The organism is Novosphingobium mississippiense (assembly GCF_044029535.1).
Lineage (GTDB): Bacteria > Pseudomonadota > Alphaproteobacteria > Sphingomonadales > Sphingomonadaceae > Novosphingobium.
Map to the genome: position 1 here is coordinate 1,039,901 of NZ_CP147003.1, position 21,711 is coordinate 1,061,611.

Annotated in this window: 15 protein-coding genes; 9 read left to right on the forward strand and 6 right to left on the reverse strand. The window is 62.8% G+C overall.

Annotation, left to right across the window (positions count from 1 at the left end):
- Positions 1–69 precede the first annotated feature (69 nt).
- Both WBP06_RS23140 and WBP06_RS23145 read left to right on the forward strand, forming a co-directional pair.
- Positions 70–762 carry a helix-turn-helix domain-containing protein gene (locus tag WBP06_RS23140; RefSeq protein ID WP_395337483.1) on the forward strand — a complete coding sequence of 231 codons (693 nt, stop codon included), beginning with the start codon at positions 70–72 and terminating at the stop codon, positions 760–762.
- Complete coding sequence (locus WBP06_RS23145) at positions 762–2,024, forward strand: dipeptidase (protein ID WP_395337484.1); 1,263 nt, start codon at positions 762–764, stop codon at positions 2,022–2,024. The genes WBP06_RS23140 and WBP06_RS23145 overlap by 1 nt, the downstream gene beginning before the upstream one ends.
- A 26-nt stretch (positions 2,025–2,050) precedes the next feature.
- Here the strand turns inward: WBP06_RS23145 and WBP06_RS23150 are convergent, their stop codons facing one another.
- The gene (locus tag WBP06_RS23150; protein WP_395337485.1) at positions 2,051–2,695 is read right to left on the reverse strand and encodes a TetR/AcrR family transcriptional regulator; all 645 of its coding nucleotides are present in this window, start codon (positions 2,693–2,695) and stop codon (positions 2,051–2,053) included.
- Between the two features lie 168 nt (positions 2,696–2,863).
- Here WBP06_RS23150 and WBP06_RS23155 point away from each other — a divergent pair, with 168 nt between their 5' ends.
- The 3 genes from WBP06_RS23155 to WBP06_RS23165 all read left to right on the forward strand — a co-directional run bounded on the left by WBP06_RS23155 (position 2,864) and on the right by WBP06_RS23165 (position 7,263).
- Positions 2,864–5,206 (forward strand): TonB-dependent receptor, encoded by a 2,343-nt coding sequence (locus WBP06_RS23155; protein ID WP_395337486.1) that lies wholly within the window; start codon positions 2,864–2,866, stop codon positions 5,204–5,206.
- 11 nt (positions 5,207–5,217) lie between these two features.
- Positions 5,218–6,540 carry a glycoside hydrolase family 1 protein gene (locus tag WBP06_RS23160; protein ID WP_395337487.1) on the forward strand — a complete coding sequence of 441 codons (1,323 nt, stop codon included), beginning with the start codon at positions 5,218–5,220 and terminating at the stop codon, positions 6,538–6,540.
- 96 nt (positions 6,541–6,636) lie between these two features.
- Positions 6,637–7,263, forward strand: coding sequence for a glutathione S-transferase (locus WBP06_RS23165; RefSeq protein ID WP_395337488.1), 627 nt, complete (start codon positions 6,637–6,639; stop codon positions 7,261–7,263).
- Positions 7,264–7,319: 56 nt separating this feature from the next.
- Here the strand turns inward: WBP06_RS23165 and WBP06_RS23170 are convergent, their stop codons facing one another.
- The 5 genes from WBP06_RS23170 to infA form a co-directional block, all read right to left on the reverse strand.
- Positions 7,320–7,997 (reverse strand): Fe2+-dependent dioxygenase, encoded by a 678-nt coding sequence (locus WBP06_RS23170; RefSeq protein WP_395337489.1) that lies wholly within the window; start codon positions 7,995–7,997, stop codon positions 7,320–7,322.
- A gap of 72 nt (positions 7,998–8,069) precedes the next feature.
- Complete coding sequence (locus WBP06_RS23175) at positions 8,070–10,373, reverse strand: catecholate siderophore receptor Fiu (RefSeq protein WP_395337490.1); 2,304 nt, start codon at positions 10,371–10,373, stop codon at positions 8,070–8,072.
- Between the two features lie 759 nt (positions 10,374–11,132).
- On the reverse strand, positions 11,133–13,166 hold the full coding sequence (rpoD, locus tag WBP06_RS23180; protein WP_395337491.1) for an RNA polymerase sigma factor RpoD: 2,034 nt from the start codon (positions 13,164–13,166) through the stop codon (positions 11,133–11,135).
- A 480-nt stretch (positions 13,167–13,646) separates the two neighbouring features.
- Positions 13,647–14,333, reverse strand: a complete 687-nt coding sequence (locus WBP06_RS23185; RefSeq protein ID WP_395337565.1) for a cold-shock protein — start codon at positions 14,331–14,333, stop codon at positions 13,647–13,649.
- A gap of 751 nt (positions 14,334–15,084) precedes the next feature.
- A complete protein-coding gene (gene infA, locus WBP06_RS23190; protein ID WP_395337492.1) occupies positions 15,085–15,354 on the reverse strand; it encodes a translation initiation factor IF-1 in 270 nt (89 codons plus the stop codon).
- A gap of 227 nt (positions 15,355–15,581) precedes the next feature.
- Here infA and WBP06_RS23195 point away from each other — a divergent pair, with 227 nt between their 5' ends.
- The 4 genes from WBP06_RS23195 to WBP06_RS23210 all read left to right on the forward strand — a co-directional run bounded on the left by WBP06_RS23195 (position 15,582) and on the right by WBP06_RS23210 (position 21,705).
- Positions 15,582–15,911, forward strand: a complete 330-nt coding sequence (locus tag WBP06_RS23195) for a hypothetical protein (protein WP_395337493.1) — start codon at positions 15,582–15,584, stop codon at positions 15,909–15,911.
- A gap of 178 nt (positions 15,912–16,089) precedes the next feature.
- The gene (locus tag WBP06_RS23200) at positions 16,090–17,352 is read left to right on the forward strand and encodes a TolC family protein (protein WP_395337494.1); all 1,263 of its coding nucleotides are present in this window, start codon (positions 16,090–16,092) and stop codon (positions 17,350–17,352) included.
- 5 nt (positions 17,353–17,357) lie between these two features.
- Positions 17,358–18,500: an efflux RND transporter periplasmic adaptor subunit gene (locus WBP06_RS23205; RefSeq protein ID WP_395337495.1), complete on the forward strand. Its 1,143-nt coding sequence runs from the start codon at positions 17,358–17,360 to the stop codon at positions 18,498–18,500.
- 4 nt (positions 18,501–18,504) lie between these two features.
- A complete protein-coding gene (locus WBP06_RS23210) occupies positions 18,505–21,705 on the forward strand; it encodes an efflux RND transporter permease subunit (protein ID WP_395337496.1) in 3,201 nt (1,066 codons plus the stop codon).
- Positions 21,706–21,711: the final 6 nt, after the last annotated feature.

Genomic DNA, 21,711 nt, shown 5'->3' on the forward strand with positions numbered 1-21,711 from the left:
AAAGTTTCTCCAATTGGGTGATTGTTATCCTGATTGGAAAATTCGTCAATGGGCTGAAAGGAATCCAGTTTGCCCGATACTCCGTCGACGCTCGGAGCCCTGTTGCGCGGACTGCGCGCGCGGGAAGGATGGACGCTGAAGGAAATGAGCGCGCGGAGTGGTATCCCCGTCTCCACCCTCTCCAAAGTTGAGCATGACCGGCTTACGCTGACTTACGACAAGCTTCAGCTGCTGGGGCAGCGGCTGGGCATGCGCATGTCCGAACTCTTTGCCGAAGAGGGAGAGGACACCGCGCAGCCCGTGACCGCGCGGCGCAGCATCGGCGATATCGCGCATTCGGTGCGCGTGGAGACGGCGAACTACGATTACTATTACCTCTGCACGGAACTGCGCCGGAAGCGGATGATCCCGGTGATCACCAAGATCCGCGCCCGTTCGGCCGAGCAGTTCGGCGAATTGGTGCGCCATTCGGGCGAGGAATTCATCTATGTGCTGAGCGGCAGCATCGTCGTCGAAACCGAATTCTACGATCGGATCACGCTGGAGGCCGGCCAGTCGCTCTACATCGATTCCAGCATGGGCCACGCCTATCTGGCGGCGGAAGGCTGCGATGAGGCCGAAGTGCTGGGCGTCATGTCCAGTTCGGACGACACGCTGATGGAAGCCATGCTGCATATCCACGAAGAACAGCGGCAGAATGCCATCCCCGCCAACGAAGATGGTCCTGCCACCCGCCCCGCCCGCAAGAAAAAGGTGAAGTGATGCGCGCTGCCACTGTACTGCTCTCGACCCTGCTGCTCGCATCCACCTCTCTCTCAACCGCTTCCGCCAAGACTGCGGCAAAGCCGGCCACCGACTATGCGGCGCGGGTCGCGAATGTGCTGCGCACGACGCCGCTGATCGACGGCCATAACGACTGGCCGGAAATGCTGCGCGAGACCGAAGGCGACAAGCGCTGGACGATGGACCTGCGCGATCTTTCCGCCAGCCCGGCGCACTACAACACCGACGTTGCGCGGCTGCGCAAAGGGCTTGTGGGCGGTCAGTTCTGGTCGGTCTGGGTCTCGCCCGATCTGCCGGGCGACCAGCAGGTGGTGGAGACACTGGAACAGATCGATCTCGTGCGATCGATCGTCGCGCGCTACCCGGAAACCTTCGCACTGGCCCGTACGGCGGAGGACGTGCGCAAGGCCCATGCCGCGGGCCGCATCGCCTCGATGATCGGGGTGGAGGGCGGCGGCCAGATCGACGGCAGCCTGTCGGTCCTGCGCAGCTATGCCGCGCTGGGGGCCGGCTATCTGACGCTGACCCACACGCGCAACATCGCATGGGCCAATTCCGCCACCGACAATCCCGAGCACAACGGACTGACGGCGTTCGGCAAGCAGGTCGTGCTCGAGCTCAACCGGCTGGGCATGCTGGTGGACGTCAGCCATGTGAGCGAAGCGGTGATGCGCGATGCCATCGCCACATCGAAGGCGCCGGTGATCTTCTCCCACTCCAGCGCGCGCGCCATCAACGACCATCCGCGCAACGTGTCCGACGATGTGCTGCGCCTGATCGCCGCGCATGACGGCGTGGTCATGGTCAACTACGCCTCGCTCTACGTTTCGGATGCCTATCGCCGCTGGTCGGCGGATTCGGCGGCGGAAAAGATCCGGCTCAATTCACCCCCCTACGGCGGCCTGGACATCGGCCAGCCGGACAAGGCCGCCGCCGATTACGCAACCTGGCTGAAGGCCCACCCCAAACCGCCGGTCGCGCTGGGCGAAGTGGCCGATCATATCGAGCACATCGTCAAGATCGCCGGCGTGGACCATGTCGGCATCGGTTCGGACTATGACGGTGTGGGCAACGAACTGCCGCGCGGGCTTGGCGACGTTTCGACGTACCCCGCCCTGCTGGCCGAACTGATGCGCCGGGGCTGGAGCGATGCGGATATCGCCAAACTGGCCGGCGGCAACGTGCTGCGCGTGATGGAAGCCGCCGAACGCGTCGCGGCCGAGGCCAAGCCGGCCACCTGAAGCAGCTTCCCCTTTGCAGAGGGCGCTCAGTCGAGATCGCCCTCTGTAAAGGGGCCCAGCCCGGTCATTTTGCCGTCAGGCGCCGCCAGCTTGATCAATTGGGAAAGCAACCTGATCGCTGCTTCATTCTCCTGCCGATGCGGGAGATAGCGCTCGGCAATCGACAACCCGCGTACCGACCACACCATCAGCCGCATGACCGAGCGTGCCAGGATCTCGTCCCCGCCGAACGCGCCCCGCATGACGACAAGGGCGGATTGCTCCACTTCTTCCTGCATCGGCACAACCAGCGCCGCCAGTTCTGCATCGCTTCGCGTGGCTTGCAGAATTTCCAGCACCGCCAGACCGGTTGGCCGATTCAATACGGCCCATAATACTCTGGGCCAGTCGTCAAGGCGGTCACCCAGTCCGGTCGCGATACGCGTTTCCTCGTATTCCGCCATTTCACGCTCGAAGACGTGCCGCACCACCTCCGCCATCAATGCAGCACGCGTGCCGAAATGATGGAGCATCGCGCCGCGCGATACGCCGGCCCGCTCGGAAATGATGGCCGTGACGGCGCCGGTGTATCCAAGATCGTGGATGGTTGCGATCGCGGCCTCAATCAAAGCGAGACGAGTCTGCGCCGTCCGCTCTTCCTGAGTGCGGCGTGATTTGGCGATACCTGTCATTAGTTCTCGCGCGCCTTGCACTGCTGTCTCCCAAGCTTTCCGGAGGTATCCAACCGCAAAACCGATAGCCAGTCATTAAAAACATTCATGCTTGACTGTTTGTATGTACGATCCCTATCCCGACGGTCAAGCGCTGGCCAACCGGCGCATCCTCGGGAGGGATTCCAAATGAACAAGACAGCACTGATCTTGGGCGTCAGCCTGGTCGCCATGGCAACTCCGGCTCTTGCGCAACCGGAGCCCCAATCCGCAAACGAAAGCGCGCAGGCAGTACAGGAAGGCGGCGTTCCCGAAATCGTCGTCAGCGCCCAGCGCCGCACCGAACGTCTTCAGGATGTTCCCATCAGCGTCACGGCGCTGAGTGCCGACACGCTGCGGTCGCGCAACGTCAACGATTTGACGCAAGTCGCGCTGGCGGCCCCCAGTCTTCAGGTGGGGAACGACAACACGTTCGCGATCCGCGGCGTCGGCACCCAGGCCTTTGCCACCACCATCGATTCCAGCGTCGCCACGTCTTTGGACGACGTCAATCTCGGCCGCCCCTTCCTGGCGCAAGGCCTGTTCAATGATGTGGAGCGCGTAGAAGTGCTGAACGGCCCGCAGGGGCTGCTGTTCGGCAAGAACGCCTCCGCCGGCCTGCTCAACGTGATCTCCACCCGACCGAAGCTGGGCCAGTTGGAAAGCGAGACCAGCCTGGAACTCGACAACCGCGAAACGCCGGGGAGCGATGCGGCATCCTGGTCGGCAATCGCCCGCCAGACGGTCAATGTGCCCATCGGCCAGAACGGCGCGCTGCGCATCAACGGAACCTATTCCCACGAAGAGCCGGGCACGACGTTCGTGGGCCTGCGCGATCGGCGCAACGATCTTGATCGCGAACAGTATGGCGTGCGGGCCAAGTATCTGCAGGAGATCACGCCCTCGCTCGAACTCTACGTGATCGGCGACTATGCGGAATCGCACGGGATCGCCGGCATCTACGATCGCACTTATCGCTCGCTGGGAACCGGCAGCGCGAATGCCGCCCCCCTGGCGGCATCGGGCATCGTGCCGGGCGACGACAATTTCACCTTCGCAGGCGATGGCGGCTATTGGCGCGATCTCAAGCTGGGCGGCGCGCAGGCCTCGCTGGCGTGGACCAGCCCCGGCGGCATCGTCATCAGCAACATCGCGGCGTGGAAGTTCTACAATTACGATGCGCAGCTCGATACCGATTTCACCAATGGCAACGGCGCCAGTCGAAACTGGTCGCATGCCGATTACGACCAGTTCTCCAACGAGCTTCGCATCGCGCTGCCGGCAGGCAACACGCTGTCCGGGCAAGCCGGCCTCTACTACTTCCGGTCGACCATCGATCAGCAGGGGCAGATCGCGGGCAACAACTATGTGCCGGATTTCGCGCTGCCCAATTTCCCCTTCTGCGTCGGCGGCAGCGCGGCGACCGGCTGCGCGGCAAGCAACAGCTATTTCCTGGGCCGCGACAACAGCTATCGGATGACGACGGACAGCTATGCCGCATTCGGGCAGCTGACCTATTCCATCACCGATGCCCTCAAGGTCTTTGCCGGTGGCCGCGTGACGCGGGACGAGATTTCGATCGACCTCACCCAGATCCAGGATACCTACTTCGTACCGCTGGGCGTTCCGGGACATTTCGCGCAGGATTATGGCCATACGAACTTCAGCTGGCGCGCCGGCGGCCAGTTCGAAGTGACGCGGGACGCGATGGTCTATGCGTCCTATGGCCGCGGCTACAAGGGGCCCGGGTTCAACGATACCGCCGCCTCCACAGATGCCGACCTTCTGGTGCATGGCGAGACGTCCGAAACGGCCGAGATCGGCTTCAAGACGAGCTGGTTCCAGCGCAAACTGGTATTCAACGTCTCCGCCTTCCACACCCGGTTCAAGAACTATCAGGTCCAGTCGCTCGATACCGCGCTGCAGGCCTTCGTGGTCCAGAACGCAGCCTCGGTAACCAGCAAGGGTATCGAGGCGACCATCAACGCGGCCCCGCTGCCCGGCTTGACCATCAACGCCTCTGCAACGCTGCTCAACTCCCGCTTCGGGGACTTCGCCGGGGCCGAATGCTACCCGGGCCAGAGCGATGCCAGTTGCCTGACGACCGGATCGTTCAACGCCAAGGGCTACCGCACGCCGACCGCACCGAAGTTCACGTCATCGCTTCAGGGCATGTACGAATTCCAGACATCGGGCAGCTGGCACCCCTTTATCGAGGCGAACTGGTATCATCGCTCCTCGATCAACTATCTGATCAACCGCGCGCCCGGTGCCGGCGTGCCGACGATGGACCTGATCGGCGCCAGCGCCGGCGTCCGCCTGGACAACGGGATGCGAATCTCGGTGTTCTGCAAGAACTGCACAAGCGCCTACAATCCGAACTTCATCGGGCTGGATTCCGGAGATTCCGTCGCCGGGATCGCCACTTATCAGCAGCAGTTCGGCTTCGATTCCGTGCGCACCATCGGCGCTTCCATCCAGTTCCGTTTTTGAAGGATAGGCGTGTGATCGACCGTATGTCGCGCCGCAGGCTGCTGCAATCCGCCGGCGCCGGTGTGGTAACAGCCGCCGCCTCGCCCCTGCTTGGCGCGACCGCCGCGCAGAATGCGCACCGCCTGCCCCCCGGCTTTCTCTGGGGGGCAGCCACGGCAGGCCATCAGGTGGAGGGCGGCAACGTGAATTCGGACAGCTGGGTTTCTGAGCACCTGACGCCCAGCGCCTTTGCAGAGCCTTCCGGCGATGCCTGCGACAGCTGGAACCGCTGGCGAGAGGACATCGATATCGTCAAGCGCATCGGCCTGAACACCTATCGCTTCGGCATCGAGTGGTCGCGGATAGAGCCCGAGCGGGGAGAATGGTCCTTGGCCGCCCTCGCCCACTATCGCCAGATGCTGGAATATTGCGCAAAGCTGGGCCTGCGTGCGATGGTGACCTATTCGCATTTCACCGTCCCGCGCTGGTTTGCCGCCGCCGGCGGTTGGGAAGAGGCGGCCAACGTGGACCCGTTCGTCCGCTTTTGCGAGAAGGCAGCGCGCGCTCTTGGCACCGGTTACAGCCACGCCCTGACCTTCAACGAACCGAATCTTGCCGCGCAGCTTTCCTGGCAACCCGATTTCCGGCAGGCCATGTCGCTATTCGCGATGGGCAATGCGGCAGCGGCAAGGATGGTGGGATCCGATCGCTTCTCCTCCACGCTGACAGCCAATCCCGCGCGCGTCGTCCCCAACCAGATTGCCGCCCATCACCGCGCTGTCGAGGCAATCAAGACGATCCGCCCCGACCTGCAACTGGGCTTGAGCCTGGCCATGGCGGACGAACAGGCCGCGGCCGGCGACAGTGCCTTGGAACGCAAGATCGCGGCGGTCTACACCCCCTGGTTCGATGCGGTGAAGAAGGACGATTTTGTCGGCGTCCAGACTTATGGCCGCAACATCGTGGGCCGCGACGCGGACCTTCCGCCCCCTCCCCAAGTCGAACGCACGCAGACCGGCATGGAATTCTATCCCGAGGCGCTGGAAGCCACGGTGAAATGGGTGGCCAGGGCGACGGGGCGGCCGATCATCGTCACTGAAAACGGCGTTGCAACCGCCGATGACAAGCGCCGCGTCGTCTACATCGACCGCGCCCTTGCCGGCCTGGGCCGGGCGATGGCCTCAGGCGTCGATGTGCGCGGCTACATCCATTGGTCGTTGCTCGACAATTTCGAATGGAACCGCGCTTACACCGCACAATTCGGCCTCGTTTCCGTAGACCGGCAGACCTTTGCCCGAACCGTGAAGCCAAGCGCATTACACCTGGGGCGGTACGCGGCAGACAATCGCCTTTAAGATACCGTTTGAAAATTCGCTGCGTGCTGACGCTTGCATTGGGCGCCACGGACCCCCAAGGCGGCCCCGAAAGCCAGCGAAGCAAGCGGGGCCTATATGATTGAGCCGATCCTTTACAGTTTCCGCAGGTGCCCCTTTGCGATCCGGGCAAGGCTGGCTCTGGCAGTCAGCGGCACCCGCTGCGAATTGCGGGAGGTCAAACTGTCCGCAAAGCCGTCCGCGATGCTTCAGGCCTCGCCCAAGGGTACGGTGCCGGTGCTGGTGCAGGCGAGTGGGGAGACCATCGATCAGAGCCTGGACATCATGCGCGCCGCCCTCACGCGGAACGATCCCGAAGGCTGGCTTGATCGCGACGATGCAGCGCTGATCGCGGTCAACGACGGCCCGTTCAAGCATGATCTCGATCGCTACAAATACCCGGAACGGCACGACGGAGACGCCATGGCGTACAGGGCGAGTGGCCTGGATTTCCTGCAGGAACTGGAGGCCAGGCTGGCGCAGACTCCCTATCTCAGCGGCAATTCGCGCGGATTGACCGATGCCGCCATTGTCCCCTTCGTCCGACAATACAGTGCGGTGGATGCCGAGTGGTTCGCGCGGCAGCAGCTTCCCCACCTACAAACATGGCTGGCCGACTATCTGACATCGCCCTTGTTCACAGACGCGATGGTGCGCGTGCCGGTATGGTCGCCCGGAGCACGGCCGGTGTACTTTCCGGCATAGGCCCGGCGCCGGACCTCACCCTTGAATTACAGGCAGTGGTCAGATTACCCGACGGACTATATCTCAGACCAGCGCCTGAGAAGATTGTGATAGACGCTGGTGAGTTGCAGAACGGCATCCTGATCGGCACCGTCCATCGTCAGCTTCTGGATGGTGGTGTCGAGTTCGAACAACATGCGCCGCTCCGCGTCGTCGCGAACGAGGCTTTGTATCCAGAAAAATGAAGCGATCCGTTCGCCTCTCGTCACCGGCTCGACCCGGTGCAGGCTGCTGGATGGATAGATTACCGCGTCGCCTGCCGGCTTTGCCACGACATGCTCGCCATAGGTATCGCTGATCACCAACCTGCCGCCATCGTATTCGTCCGGATCGTTGAGGAATACGGTGCACGAAATGTCCGAGCGCAGTTGATCGTCACCACCAAGGCTCATCACCGCGCCGTCGACATGAAATCCGTACTCACCCCCGCCGGCGTAGCGGTTGAAGCGCGGCGGCAGTATCCGGCGCGGAAGGGCGGCGGCAAAGAACAGCGGGCTGCGCTTCAATGCGCGCAGCAGGGCGTCGCCCAATTCGGCCTTGAGCGGAGAGTTGTCTCGCAATTGTTCGTTTCGCTTGACCTTGGCACCCTGCGCACCAACGGTTTCCCGCCCGTCCGTCCAGTCCCCACCGTCAAGCCTGAGCCGGAATTCGGCGACTTCGTCCGGTGTCAAAACCTGGGGGATGTGCAAGAGCATCGCGATAATCCGTTGGAGAAGACAGAACGGCGGGAGGTGCGACTCCCGCCGTTCGAATGTGGCCGAACCTGATCAGAACTGGAAGTCGGCGCTGAACAGGAACGTCTGCGGCGTTCCCGGGGTATAGCGGTAACCGCTCTTGTTGATGGCCTGGATGTAGTGCTTGTCGAACAGGTTGTAGGCGTTGGCACGCAACTTGATGTTCTGCGTCAGCGCATAGGACAGGATCGCATCGACCACGGTGTAGCCGTCGGTCTTGACCGGAGTGCCGACCGCACCGTCGGTGCCGCGATGCAGGCTGCTGACGTAGCGGACGCCGCCACCGGCCTGGATGCCGAACGGGAAGCTGTAGGTGGTCCACATCGTCGCCGCGTTCTTCGGGGTGTAGGTCAGGTAGTTGGTGCCATCCTGCGCCACGTCCGGGCCATTGGTGACCTTGGCGTCCTGATAGGTATAGCCCGCCGAGACCTGCCAGGCATCGGTGATGTTGCCCACGGCCGAAAGCTCCACGCCCTGGACCCGCTTCTTGCCGGTCTGCGTCGGGTTGCCGTTGTCGTCCAGGTCGCTGCTGTTGATCTCGTTGCTGATCTTCGTGCGGAACACGGCTGCGTTGACGGCAAGGGCACCGCCGAATGCGCCCCACTTCACGCCGGCTTCGAAGGTATCGGCCTTCTGCGGATCCATGTTCGGGTTGGCGGCGTTGTTCACCGCGGAACTGAGCGTGAAGTTCGCACCGCCCGGAGGCTGCTGCGAGAGGGCGTAGTTGACATAGAGGCTGACCGCCGAGACCGGCTTGAACACCGCACCCAGCTTCCAGTTGAAGAGGGTGTCCTTGTCCTTCAGGTCGGTGGTGGGAAGGACCGTGCCGGTGGGCGAAGTGCCGCACGCGGCGGCAGTGGCACAGGGCGCGTTCACGAAATAGGTCAGCTTGTAGTGATCAACGCGCAGGCCGCCGGTCACCAGCAGCATGTCGTTGAAGAACTTCGCCGTGTCGAACGCATAGAACGACTGGGTATTGGTCTTACCCTTGGAATGGCCACCCGTGAACGAAGCGACGTACGTGTTCGCATCGTTCCAGTTGGGATCGTAAAGGCTGGCGCGCGGCAGGGTGCCGGTACCCGCCATCGTGCGCTGGTACTGCTGCTCGCTGGTGAATTCGACACCGACGCTGAGGTTGTGCTCGATCGCACCGGTCGAGAAATCGGCGCGCAGGTTCAGCTGGTCCGTCAGGATCTTGTTGGAGATATCCTTCAGATTCACGTTGCTGCGGGCCATCGTGTAGGTCGACAGATCGTTGATGTCGGTCCACTTGATGTTCGCCGCCGTCGTCATGAACGAGGTGAGCTGGTAATCCTGGTCGGTCCGGCCCCAGCGCGCGCTATTGGTAAGCTTTACCGAGTCGGAAAAGTCATGCTCCAGGATGAAGGTGGCCATCTTCGCCGTCACATTGTCATGATCCTGACGTGTGCCGTAGAAGTTGGTGGAATCCACCGGATGACCGGCAAGCTGCTCGATACCCGCCTGCGGCTGCCAGTACTTGATGCCGATGGTCGGCACGAAGCCGTCCGGAACATTGTCCTGATCGACATACATCAGGTTGAGGTAGGCGCGGGTCGACGTGCCAAGACCGAAGCCGAACGAGGATGCCACGCCGACGCGGCTGTTGTTGACGTGGTCGCGGCCGGCAACGTCGCTATCCTGCCACATCACGTTGAAGCGAACGGCAGCGTTCGGGATGCCGCCGATCGCCTGATTGAAGTCCGCCGTGCCGCGCTTCTGGCCATCGGTACCGACCGTGGCGGTTCCGGAAACCGCCGTATCCATATTGGCGCGCTTGGAGACCATGTTGATCGATCCGCCCGCCGAAGTGCGGCCGTTGTCGGTGCCGGCAGGGCCCTTTTCGACTTCGACCTGCTCGGTGTTGAAGGTATCGCGCGAGATCGTGCCGATATCGCGGATGCCGTCGACGAAGATGCTGCCAGAGCTGTCCACGCCGCGCATGTAGACAGCGTCACCGGTCGAGGTGTTGCCGTTCTCACCTGCATAGAAGGTGCCCACGCCCGGTGAATTGCGCAGCGCTTCCGTCAGCGTGGTCGCGCCCTGCTGGTTGAACAATTCCTTGCTGATCACCTGGATCGTCTGCGGGGTATCCTGCAGCGGCTGGGTGAACTTGGGCGAGGCGACATGATCCACCTTGATGGTGTCGTCCACCGCCGTATCGGTGACCGTCACGCCGCCCAGACGGGCGGGCTTGGCATCGCTCACGGCGTCCTTTTCCTGCGCAAGGGCGGGGGTGGTGGCAAGACCGAAGCACGAGAGAGCGAGATACGCGGGCGATGCGCCGGCCAGAGAGCTGCGCAGACGTGAGATGGACAATGTTTCCCCCTTGTTTCCGAAGAGCTAAAATCTGGAAGCGCTAATGCGACTGATTCGCGATAGCTGCAAGAGAGGTTGGAGGATTTGTTGCCTAGTGTTGCAAATGCATCGCAGTTGCGACATTTTGACAGGCAGCAAGTGTATAGGCTTGGCTTTGGGCAATGCGGCATATCCGAATTGGATCGGCGAAAATCGTGGCCTTTCCGCGCTCCCGCCCACCCACGTTGACCTCGGAGCCCTACCGGTCGGATCGGTCAACCTGCAGGTCTGGCTACGACGGCACCCCGGGCAGACAACTCTTTCATCCTGCTTTCGACGACAAACCTAGCCGGCAGGAGCGATGTGGTAGCGTTCAGGGCCTTGAATTCGTCCCATCCAAACTCGGTCGCGGTGAGCGAATTGGCGCGCTTTCGCGTCCTGATCGGCGGCAAAGCCGACCGCCGGCGTCAAAAGTTACGGTGATTGTCGGATGCGATCGCTATCTAAACGAAACCGGCGCGTCGGAGCACACCGGCGCGGAGGACGTGACGTCGATCAACCGGCTCACGGCCGGAAATGTACTGGATCTGCGCGGTCGCGGAAGATGAGAACTACGGCGAAAATTGCACCGGAACACGCCCAATGCCGTACGACGCAACGCTGGAAGTGATGGCGCCCCAAGGCAACTGGCCTGCCGAGCGCGAAGGCGGGGGTAAATGAGCGTTCCGTCAATGGAGCCCGAGCCGTTGCCGGGGCTCCATTGACGGACGCAAATGCACTTTAATCCAGGAAGGCGCGCATGATGCGCGACCTGCTCGGATGCTTGAGCTTGCGCAGCGCCTTCGCCTCGATCTGGCGAATACGTTCACGGGTGACCGAGAACTGCTGGCCAACTTCCTCAAGCGTGTGATCGGTATGCATGCCGATACCGAAACGCATGCGCAGCACGCGTTCCTCACGCGGGGTGAGCGATGACAGCGTGCGGGTAATCATTTCCTTCAGATTCGCCTGAATCGCTGCATCGACCGGGATGACTGCGTTGGAGTCCTGAATGAAATCGCCCAGGCTGCTGTCTTCCTCGTCGCCGATCGGCGTTTCGAGAGAAATAGGTTCCTTCGCAATCTTGAGGACCCGCTTCACCTTTTCGAGCGGCATCGACAGACGCTCGGCCATTTCCTCGGGCGTGGGCTCGCGGCCCTGCTCGTGCAGGAACTGGCGGCTGGTGCGGACCAGCTTGTTGATCGTTTCGATCATGTGCACCGGAATACGGATCGTGCGGGCCTGATCCGCGATGGAACGCGTGATCGCCTGACGGATCCACCAGGTGGCATAGGTCGAGAACTTGTAGCCGCGGCGATACTCGAACTTGTCGACCGCCTTCATCAGGCCGATGTTGCCTTCCTGGATAAGGTCCAGGAACTGCAGGCCGCGGTTCGTGTACTTCTTGGCGATCGAAATCACCAGGCGCAGGTTCGCCTCGACCATTTCCTTCTTGGCGATACGCGCTTCGCGCTCACCCTTCTGGACCATGTTGACGATACGGCGGAACTCGGCCAGCTGCATGCCGGTGGCGGCCGCGATGTCCGAGACTTCCAGGCGGATCCGCTCCACCCCATTGGCTTCCGCGTCCGCAAAGGCGGCCCACTTCTTGTCCTTCTTGGACATTTCCGACAGCCAGGTGTCGTCCAGCTCGCGGCCCATATAGGCGTCGAGGAAGTCGGCACGCTTCACCTTGTGACGCTCTGCCAGACGCAGCATCTGGCCGCCAAGGGCGGTCAGACGGCGGTTGAAGGCGTAAAGGTTATCGACGAGATATTCGATCTTCGCCGCGTGGAACTTCACCGATTCGACCTGCGCGGTCAGTTCCTCGCGCAGCGATTGGTACTGTTCTTCCTTGGCGGCCGGGAAGTCGATGCCCAGCGCCAGCGCCTCGAGACGCTCCGACTGCAAGCGCTCGAAAGCCTGGAACAGTTCGGTGATGAGCGTGAACTTCTCAAGCGCTTCGGGCTTGAGGGCCGCTTCCATTTGGGCAAGGCTGAGGGTGTTGTCCTCTTCCTCTTCCTCAGCGCGACGCTTCGGGATCGGGTTGCCGTCTTCGTCGACTTCCTCGGAGTTGTCCTCGTCGGAATCGTCTTCTTCCTTGAACGAGGGGCCGGCGGTCGCTTCGCTGATTTCCGCATCGTCGTCGCTCTCGCCGTCCTCGTTGAGGCTTTCGGGCGCCGGTTCCTTGGACAGCATTGCGTCGAGATCGAGGATCTCGCGCAGCTGCATCTCACCGTTGTTGAGCGCTTCGGACCACTGGATGATCGCATGGAAGGTGATCGGGCTCTCGCAGAGGCCCAGGATCATCATGTCGCGGCCGGCCTCGATGCGCTTGGAAATGGCCGCTTCGCCTTCGCGGCTGAGCATTTCTGCCGCGCCCATTTCGCGCAGGTACATCCGCACCGGATCGTCGCTACGTCCGAGGTCCGCAGCCTTGCCATCGGCACTCCGCCGGCGAGAGCCTTCGCCGCGCTCGGCGAATTCGCCCTCCCCGTCCTGATCCTCGTCGGCATCCTGGCTCGAATCGGAATCGGCGGCGCCCTCTTCGTCCTCGTCTTCATTCTCGACGATTCTGACGCCCATCTCCGAGATCGCGGCCATGACGTCCTCGATCTGGTCGGTCGTCATCTGATCCTGGGGCAGCGCTGCGTTCAACTCGCTGACCGATATCACTCCAAGGCGCTTGGCCTTCGCGATCAGTCGCTTGACCGCACCGCGATCATTGTCGATCAGCGGTGCGTCATCTTCCGCGCTGTGATCGTCGTTACTCATTCGATAGCCTTCTTCGGATGCCCTCCGCCGCGGTGATCGCTCCACCGAGACAGAGACGTGGGTCTTGGAAGCGCCTTGCATGACATGGCCGCAAAGCGCCAGCCTTCACGACTGGTAAATTTGGCCTTCGCTGCCAGACGCGGCGTCCGAAACAGCCCCTTCAGCAAGGGATCACCCGATGACAGGATGATTCCGGCAAATGCTAATAGTTGCCTTGAGGCCGAGAGCCTCGCTGGTAGCGCATCAATGAAACGTGATTCGACGCGGCGCGTTCCAGGCAATTTGCAGCACGCCCCAGCTTCGCCTCGAATTCCTACACCGACCGCAAAGCGACCTCGCGCAGGCCGAAGCCAGCGAAACGCCTGCAGAATCCAGTCGATCTTGAGGTGCAGAGGCGAATCGATTGAGCGGCATTCCGCCCAAACCGCCTCTCGCAAGGACGAGGCCTTGGCGCGCAAACGCGCGCCAAGGCCTTGAACCTCAGCGCTGGACCAGATTCACCGCCGAGGACTTGCCACGACGATCGATCTCGATTTCGAACTCAAGCTGGTCGCCTTCGTACAGGCCGGACAGGCCCGAACGCTCGACCGCACTGATGTGCACGAACGCGTCAGGCTGGCCATCATCACGGGTGATGAAGCCAAAGCCCTTGGTGGCGTTGAAGAACTTGACGGTGCCGGTGGCGCGTTCGCCGGTCAGCTGGCGCTGTGCCGGAGCCGATTCGCGCCGCGTGGCAACGATAACTTCGCCGACGATCGACAGGTTGGTCGCAGAGACCTTGCCGCCACGATCGACCAGCTGAAACTCAAGCTGCTGGCCTTCGGCCAGGGTGGTGAGGCCGGCGTCCTGAACAGCGCTGATGTGCACGAATGCATCGTCGCCGCCATCTTCGCGCTGGATGAAGCCGAAGCCCTTATCCGGGTTGAAGAACTTCACCACGCCGCTGCCCTCGCCGATGACCTGCGCCGGTGCGCCGCCGCCGCGCGGGCCACCGAAGCCGCCGCCGCGCTGACCGCCGCCGCCGAATCGGTCGCCGCCACCGAATCGGTCGTTATCGCCGTACCGATCGTTGCCCCCTCCGAAGCGGTCGTTGCCGCCACCGAAGCGGCCATTGCCGCCACCGAACCTGTCACGGCCGTTACCGCGATTTCCTCTGTCAAATGACATGAATAAAAACGTACCTTCGTTGCGCTCGGAAAAAATTACCCGTGCGCGTGAACGCAGCACGCAGGGTGTCAGGACAATCAGCCCAAGGATTTATCTGCCCTGACTGTATCCAATGTAACTCAGAAAATCGATATGTCCAAAGCCGGCGTTACTTGGCATCGCAATGGGCGCCGTTGCATCCGATTTCTCCAGAAATCAGAATTTCGAATACACCGCCCGGTGATGCCGGAAAATCTCCTCCAAGCTCGACAAATCTTCCACGCCAAGAGGCACAATCATCGCCTTGATCCGGCAGGCCGTTTTTGGGGCCTGCGTACAGTATTCGGCGCCGATCGTAGTTCCGGAAGGTTTCCCAAGTACGAATACGCAGGGTTCCCGCCTTAGAGCGTTTTCTAATCAGGTGGAATCACCTGATGACTCGGAAAACCGAAATCTTAGAACAGTCGATCCGATCCAATCGGATCGAAAACTGCTCCAAGTCAGGCCTTGAAAGATCCGGGAGGAGAGGACGGGGCTGACCCGCACCATCACCTCCCTACCTTGTCTGGTGCCTTGCTTGGCGCCTTGCTCAGTCCACCATCGCGGCAACGAGATGTTGCAAATGCTGCTTGGTCAGCAGGCCTGCGGCTTGCACCGTCTGCGGAGCAGCTGTGCGGGTGGAGCTTTGCGTATTGGACTTTAGGGGCGTCGACGCCCCCGTTGTGTAATTATGCATTCTAACCTGTATCGTGCGGCGGAAGGCCGCGTCCTTTTATCGTTTGAAACCGCTGCGACGCTGCGGCGGACCACCGGACTGGCCCGGAGTACGTTCTCGAAAGACAATGCGTCCTTTCGAGAGATCGTAGGGCGTCATTTCGACATGAACCCGATCGCCCGCCACCGATCGAATGCGAAACTTGCGCATCTTTCCGGCGGTGTAGGCAATGATCCGGTGATCATTATCGAGCAGGACGGCGAAGCGGCCATCGGGAAGAATTTCCTCGATATACCCCTCCATCGTCAGCAATTCTTCCTTGGCCAATCCACGATGTCCTTAGCGTGCCGGACGCGCCGCACTACATCCGCAATACGGCATTCACGAGATCCGGCTGATATATGAAAACGGCCCCTGTTTACGGGCCCATTGTCCGTCGTGAACGACGCAGCGATGCCCATATAGTCGATCGCTGGCGATTTTTCAATGATGAGCGGGAGGCTGAAGCCGAAGGTCGCCGTGACTCACCCCGACTTTTGCCTTACGGCGGCTTCATGCGCGTGTTCCGGCACATCATCCTCTGGCTTCTGGCAGCGTCTGTGCTGACGGCGACGGCGGTCCATGCGCAGGAATTCCCGATGACGGCAGCCCTCGATTGCTCCGGGTTCGTGCATGACAAAGGCGATCCCGACGAATCGCAAGGCGATGCCGACAAAGGCGTGCCCCACCATCACGCAAACTGTCACACAAGCTTTGCCGCCGCGCCGCAAATCGCCAATGACCTGCTGGTCCTGCGTCCGGCCAAGCTGCCGAACCGCCTGCTCGATACACCTGCCGTAGAGCGCTGGGCCGTGGGCCCGGATCTGCGCCCTCCCATCGCCTGACATAGCCCTGGTGCAGTTTCCGATCCGACAGCATCGGATCGATTGCTCCAAGCCACTGGTTTGGCGCGTTTTCCAAATCGTCAGGTAATTCCACCTGATTGGAAGGCGCTCTAGGCCGCCGCTCCATGCCTTGTCGAGGCGAGCGGCCATTCGTGCCCTTTGCTCAGGATAATCTCCCATGTATCGCCTATTCGCAGCCTTGCTGGCTGCCACGTCTTGCGCCGCCGTGGCGCAAGCGCAGCACATGACCTCGACTGCTTCGTCCACGCCGATCCTGACACTGGATCAGGCCGTGGCAGCGGCAGGCGGATCTTCCCCCGCCACGGACGCCGGGCGCGCCGGGATTGAAGCCGCACGGGCCGCACGGGCCGTCGCCGCACTGCGCCCCAATCCCTCCGTCCAGAGCCAGATCGAAAACCTGGCCGGATCCGGGCAGTATCGCGGTTTCGATAGCGCCGAAACGACCGTCAGTTTTGCCATACCCATCGAACTGGGCGGCAAGCGTTCCGCGCGGATTGCCGTGGCCGATGGCCAGGCCGACCGAGCCGAACTGAGCGCAGCCATCACGCAGGCGGACATTCGCCTGCAGGTGACGCAACTCTACATCGAAGCCGCCGCAGCGCAGCGGCGGCTCTTGACCGCCCGCGACCAGTCGCGGATCGCCGGCGATGTGGCCCAGGCCGCGCGTGTCCGCGTCCAGGCCGGTCGCGCCTCTCCCATCGAGGAGCAGCGCGCGGACGTTGCCCGCATCAACGCCGAGGCCGGCGTCGAGCGCGCCGCCCGCCTTGCGAAAGCAGCGCAGGTCAATCTCGCTCGACGGATCGGCACGCCCCTTCACGGGGCCATCGATGCGCAATGGCTGGACCGATTGCCGAACGCGGCCGGCCCGGAGATCGACGCCTCGGCCGATAGCACGCTGGCGATGGCGGCGGCACGGGCCGATCTTGCGGTTGCCGATGCCCAAGTTCGTCTCGTCCGGTCGCAACGCGTGCCCGATCTCAATGCCGGGCCGGGTCTGCGCAGGCTGTCGCAGACGAACGATACCGCGCTCGTGTTCAGCATCTCGATGCCGATCCCGCTGTTCAATTCGGGCAGGGCGGCGGTCGCGCAGGCCAGCGCGGAACGCGCTCAGGCAGAAGCGCAAACCCGGATGACCGCGCTCGATGTCGAGCAGGCCATCACCAATGCCCGCGCCGATGCGGACAACGCCGCGGTAACCGCGCGGGCGGCAACCGGCCCAGCCCTTGCTGCGGCCCAGGAAGCCGCGCGGATTGCCCGCATCGGTTATCGCGAAGGCAAGTTCGGGCAGCTCGATCTGCTCGATGCCGAACGGACGCTGGCCGAGACCCGGCTCGCCGCGATCGATGCTCTCGTCGCTTACCAGAACGCACGCGCGCAGCTGGAGCGCCTGACCGCGCCCGCGCCGCAACAGGGGAACTGATAGTCATGAATTCGCGAACAATCGCGTCCGCCAGCCTGGCACTGCCGCTTGCCCTCATCCTCGCCGCATGCGGGGGTAGTTCGGACGGAGCAAGCGAGGCTGCCTCAGCCAAAACGAGCCCCTCCCACGAAGGCAAGATCACCCTGAGCGCCGAGCAGATCGCCTCTGCAGGCGTGAAAATTGGCCGGCCCATGGTCGGCGGCGGCGCCACCGTCGAACTACCGGCGATGATCGAGGGCGATCCCGACCGAACCCAGGTCGTTTCCGCCTCCATTGGCGGCCGGATCGTCTCGCTTACGCGAAACCTGGGCCAGTCGGTTGGTTCGGGCCAGACGCTGGCAGTGATCGAAAGCCGCGAGGCGGCCTCACTCAACGCCGAGTTCAAAGCGGCACGGGCCCGCCTGTCGCTCGCAAATTCCAATCTCGCGCGCGAACAGCGCCTGTTTTCCCAGCGCGTCTCGCCCGAACAGGACCTGATCGCTGCCCGCACGGCAGCAACCGAGGCGCGGATTGCATTTCGTCTGGCCCAGCAGCAGGTTTCCGCGGCCGGTACCGGAGGCGGCGCGCTCAACCGCATCGGCATCACCGCGCCGATTTCCGGTCAGGTGATTTCCCGTAGCGTGATGCTCGGGCAGACGGTCGCCGCCGACGCCGAACTGTTTCGCGTGGCCAATCTCTCCAGCCTCTCGCTCTCGTTCAACCTCCAGCCCCGGGACGCCGGCCGCGTCCGCCCCGGCGCCACCGTGACGGTAAAGGCAGCCGGCCGAGAGGCGACGGCCAGCGTCTCATACGTTTCGCCTGCCCTCGACGCGGCGACGCGCCAGGTGCCGGTCATCGCCACGCTCGACAATCGCGCCGGGCAATGGCGTGTCGGCGAGCCGGTCACGGCCTCTGTAACATTGACGGGAACCGGCGCGGATAGCGCCATCCGCGTACCCTCGACTGCCATCCAGACCATCGATGGCAAACCCGCCGTATTCGTGCGCACTTCCTACGGTTTCAAGGTCTCGCCGGTGACACTGGGGGACCGCGCCGGCGACAGCGTGATCGTAAGGTCAGGCCTGTCCGGCAGCGAACAGATCGCCACCATCAACAGCTTCACGCTCAAGGCCGAAATCGGCAAGGGCGAAGCCGGCGAGGAGGACTGAGTCAATGATCGCCACCGTCGTCAACTGGGCGGTCCACAAGCGCTGGCTTGTGCTCCTTCTGCTCTCCATCGCCGCGGTCGTCGGCGCGGTCGCCCTCTCGCGGCTGCCGATCGATGCGGTTCCCGACATCACCAACAATCAGGTTCAGATCAACGTCCGGGCGCCGGCACTCTCGCCCGAACTGGTCGAGAAGCAGGTCGCCTTCCCGATCGAGACCGCGCTTGCGGGCATTCCAGGGCTTGAATACTCCCGCTCGCTCAGCCGCAATGGCTTTGCGCAAGTCACTGCCGTCTTTTCGGATTCGACCGACATCTACTTCGCACGCCAGCAGGTGGGTGAACGGCTGACCGGGGTGAAGGAAAACCTGCCCGCCGGCGTGAACCCGGAAATGGGCCCGATCGCCACGGGCCTCGGCGAAGTCTACATGTGGACCGTCCGCCTCGATCACCGCAAGGATGACAAGCACCAGCCCGGTGAACCGGGCATGCAGCCAGACGGCAGCTACATCACGCCAGAGGGTGAGCGCCTGACCAACGATATTGAGAAGGCGACCTATCTGCGCACCGCGCAGGACTGGATCGTGGCGCCCCTGCTGAAGAATACTCCCGGCCTTGCCGGCATCGATTCCATCGGCGGTTATGCCAAGCAATTCCTCGTCGTGCCGGACGTGCAGCGCCTTGCCTCGATGGGCATCACGCTTGCCGAACTCGGCAGTGCGCTCGAACGCAACAATGTCAGCGTCGGCGGCGGCTTCGTCGAACGCAATGGTGAAGGCCTGGCCGTTCGCGCCGATGCCCTCGTCCGCAACGCGGGTGAGTTGAGCCAGATCGTCGTCGCCACTCGCGAGGGTGTGCCCATCACGCTAGCCCAGGTCGCGCAGGTCCGCACCGGCCAAGCCATCCGCATGGGATCGGCATCCGAGAACGGCACCGAAGTGGTGGTCGGCACCGCCGTCATGCGGATCGGCGAGAACAGCCGAACGGTGGCAACGGCCGTGGCCGATCGCCTTCGGAGCATCAATGCCTCGCTACCGCCCGATGTCGTCGTGCAGCCGGTGCTGGACCGTACCACGCTGGTGAATGCGACGATCGGGACGGTGGGCAAGAACCTGAGTGAAGGCGCCCTGCTCGTTATCATCGTGCTATTCGCCTTGCTCGGCAATTTCCGCGCCGCGCTGATCGCGGCGCTCGTCATCCCCATCACCATGATGTTGACCGGCTTCGGCATGTTGAAAGCCGGCGTCTCGGCCAATCTCATGAGCCTTGGCGCGCTCGATTTCGGGCTTATCGTCGATGGTGCGGTGATCATCGTCGAAAACGCGCTGAGGCGCATGGCCGAACGCCAACATGGCGAGGGGCGATTGCTCACCGTCAAGGAGCGGCTCGACACCGTGGCGCTTGCCACGCGCGAGATGATCAGGCCGTCGGTCTACGGGCAGGCCATCATCATTCTCGTCTACGTCCCGCTGCTCACCCTGACCGGGGTGGAGGGCAAGACTTTCGTGCCGATGGCGCTTACCGTCATCATCGCGCTGGCCTGTGCTTTCGTCCTTTCTCTCACGTTCGTCCCCGCCATGATCGCCCTGTGGCTTTCGAAGCGGATCGAGGAGAAGGAAGGCCGGATCATGGCCTGGCTCAAGGCCCGCTACGAACCGGGCCTTGACCGGGCGATGAAGCGGCCGGCCCTCACCGTTGGCGTGGGCATCAGCGCGTTCCTTGCCGCGGTCCTTGCGTTCCTGTCGCTGGGGCAGGTGTTCCTGCCGCAGCTCGACGAAGGCGATCTGCTGATTCAGGCGCTGCGCATCCCGGCAACTTCGGTGCAGCAAAGTCAGGCGATGCAGGTGCCGATCGAACGGATGATGTCGAAGCAACCGGAAGTGAAGTTCGTCTTTTCCAAGACCGGCACGGCCGAACTGGCATCGGACCCGATGCCACCCAACGCCACCGACATGTTCGTGATCCTGAAGGATCGCTCCCAATGGCCGGATCCGAAGCTGTCAAAGGATGATCTCGTTGCCCGTATCGAGAAAAATCTCTCGAAATTCCCCGGTAACACTTACGAAATCACCCAGCCCATCCAGATGCGCTTCAACGAGCTGATTGCCGGCGCGCGCGGCGATATCGCGGTGAAAGTCTATGGTGACGATTTCGACGCCATGAACGCCACGGCCGTGAAGATCGCGGATGTGCTGCGCCGCACGAAAGGCGCCGCCGATGTGAAGGTGGAGCAGACCACCGGCCTGCCGATGCTGGACATTCGGGTCAATCGCGATGCCATGGCCCGGCTCGGCGTCACAGCGGAAGGCGTGCATGACATCGTCAATGCAACGGTGGGAGGGCAACAGGCCGGCACGATCTTCGAAGGCGACCGCCGCTTCCCGGTGGTCATACGGCTTGACGAAGCGCAGCGCGCCGACCTTTCGATTCTGGAACAGTTGCCGGTGCCGACCCCCGGCGGTCAGTTCGTGCCGCTTGCCAGCGTCGCGGATATCCGGATCGTCGACGGACCGAACCAGATCAGCCGCGAAAACGGCAAACGCCGGGTCGTCGTTCAGGCCAATGTGCGCGGACGAGACGTCGGCAGTGTGGTCGAAGATGCCCAGGCCGCCATCGCCAAGGATGTGCGCCTGCCTTCTGGCAGCTACCTTGAATGGGGTGGCCAGTTCGAAAACCTCGCATCGGCACGCCACCGTCTTCAACTGGTGATCCCGGCCTGCTTCGTGATGATCCTCCTGCTGCTTTACGGCGCGCTCGGATCGGTACGGGATGCGGCGATCGTGTTCACCGGCGTTCCCCTGGCGCTGGTCGGCGGCGTATTGGCACTGTTCCTGCGCGGCATGGACTTCTCGGTCTCGGCCGCGGTGGGCTTCATCGCGCTGTCCGGCATCGCCGTGCTCAACGGCCTCGTCATGGTCTCCTCGATCCAGGACCTCATGCGAACCGGCACGCCGCGTACGCAGGCCGCCCGCCTCGGCGCGCTGCAACGCTTGCGCCCGGTCGTCATGACCGCCCTGGTCGCCAGCCTTGGCTTCGTGCCGATGGCGCTGGGCACCGGCGCGGGTGCGGAAGTCCAGAAACCGCTCGCCACAGTCGTGATCGGCGGTCTTGGCTCGGCAACCCTTCTGACCCTGTTCGTGCTGCCCACGCTCTACGCGCGGTATGGCCGCAAGGACATGATCACAAAGGACGCCGAGCCCGTTACCTAACCGCGA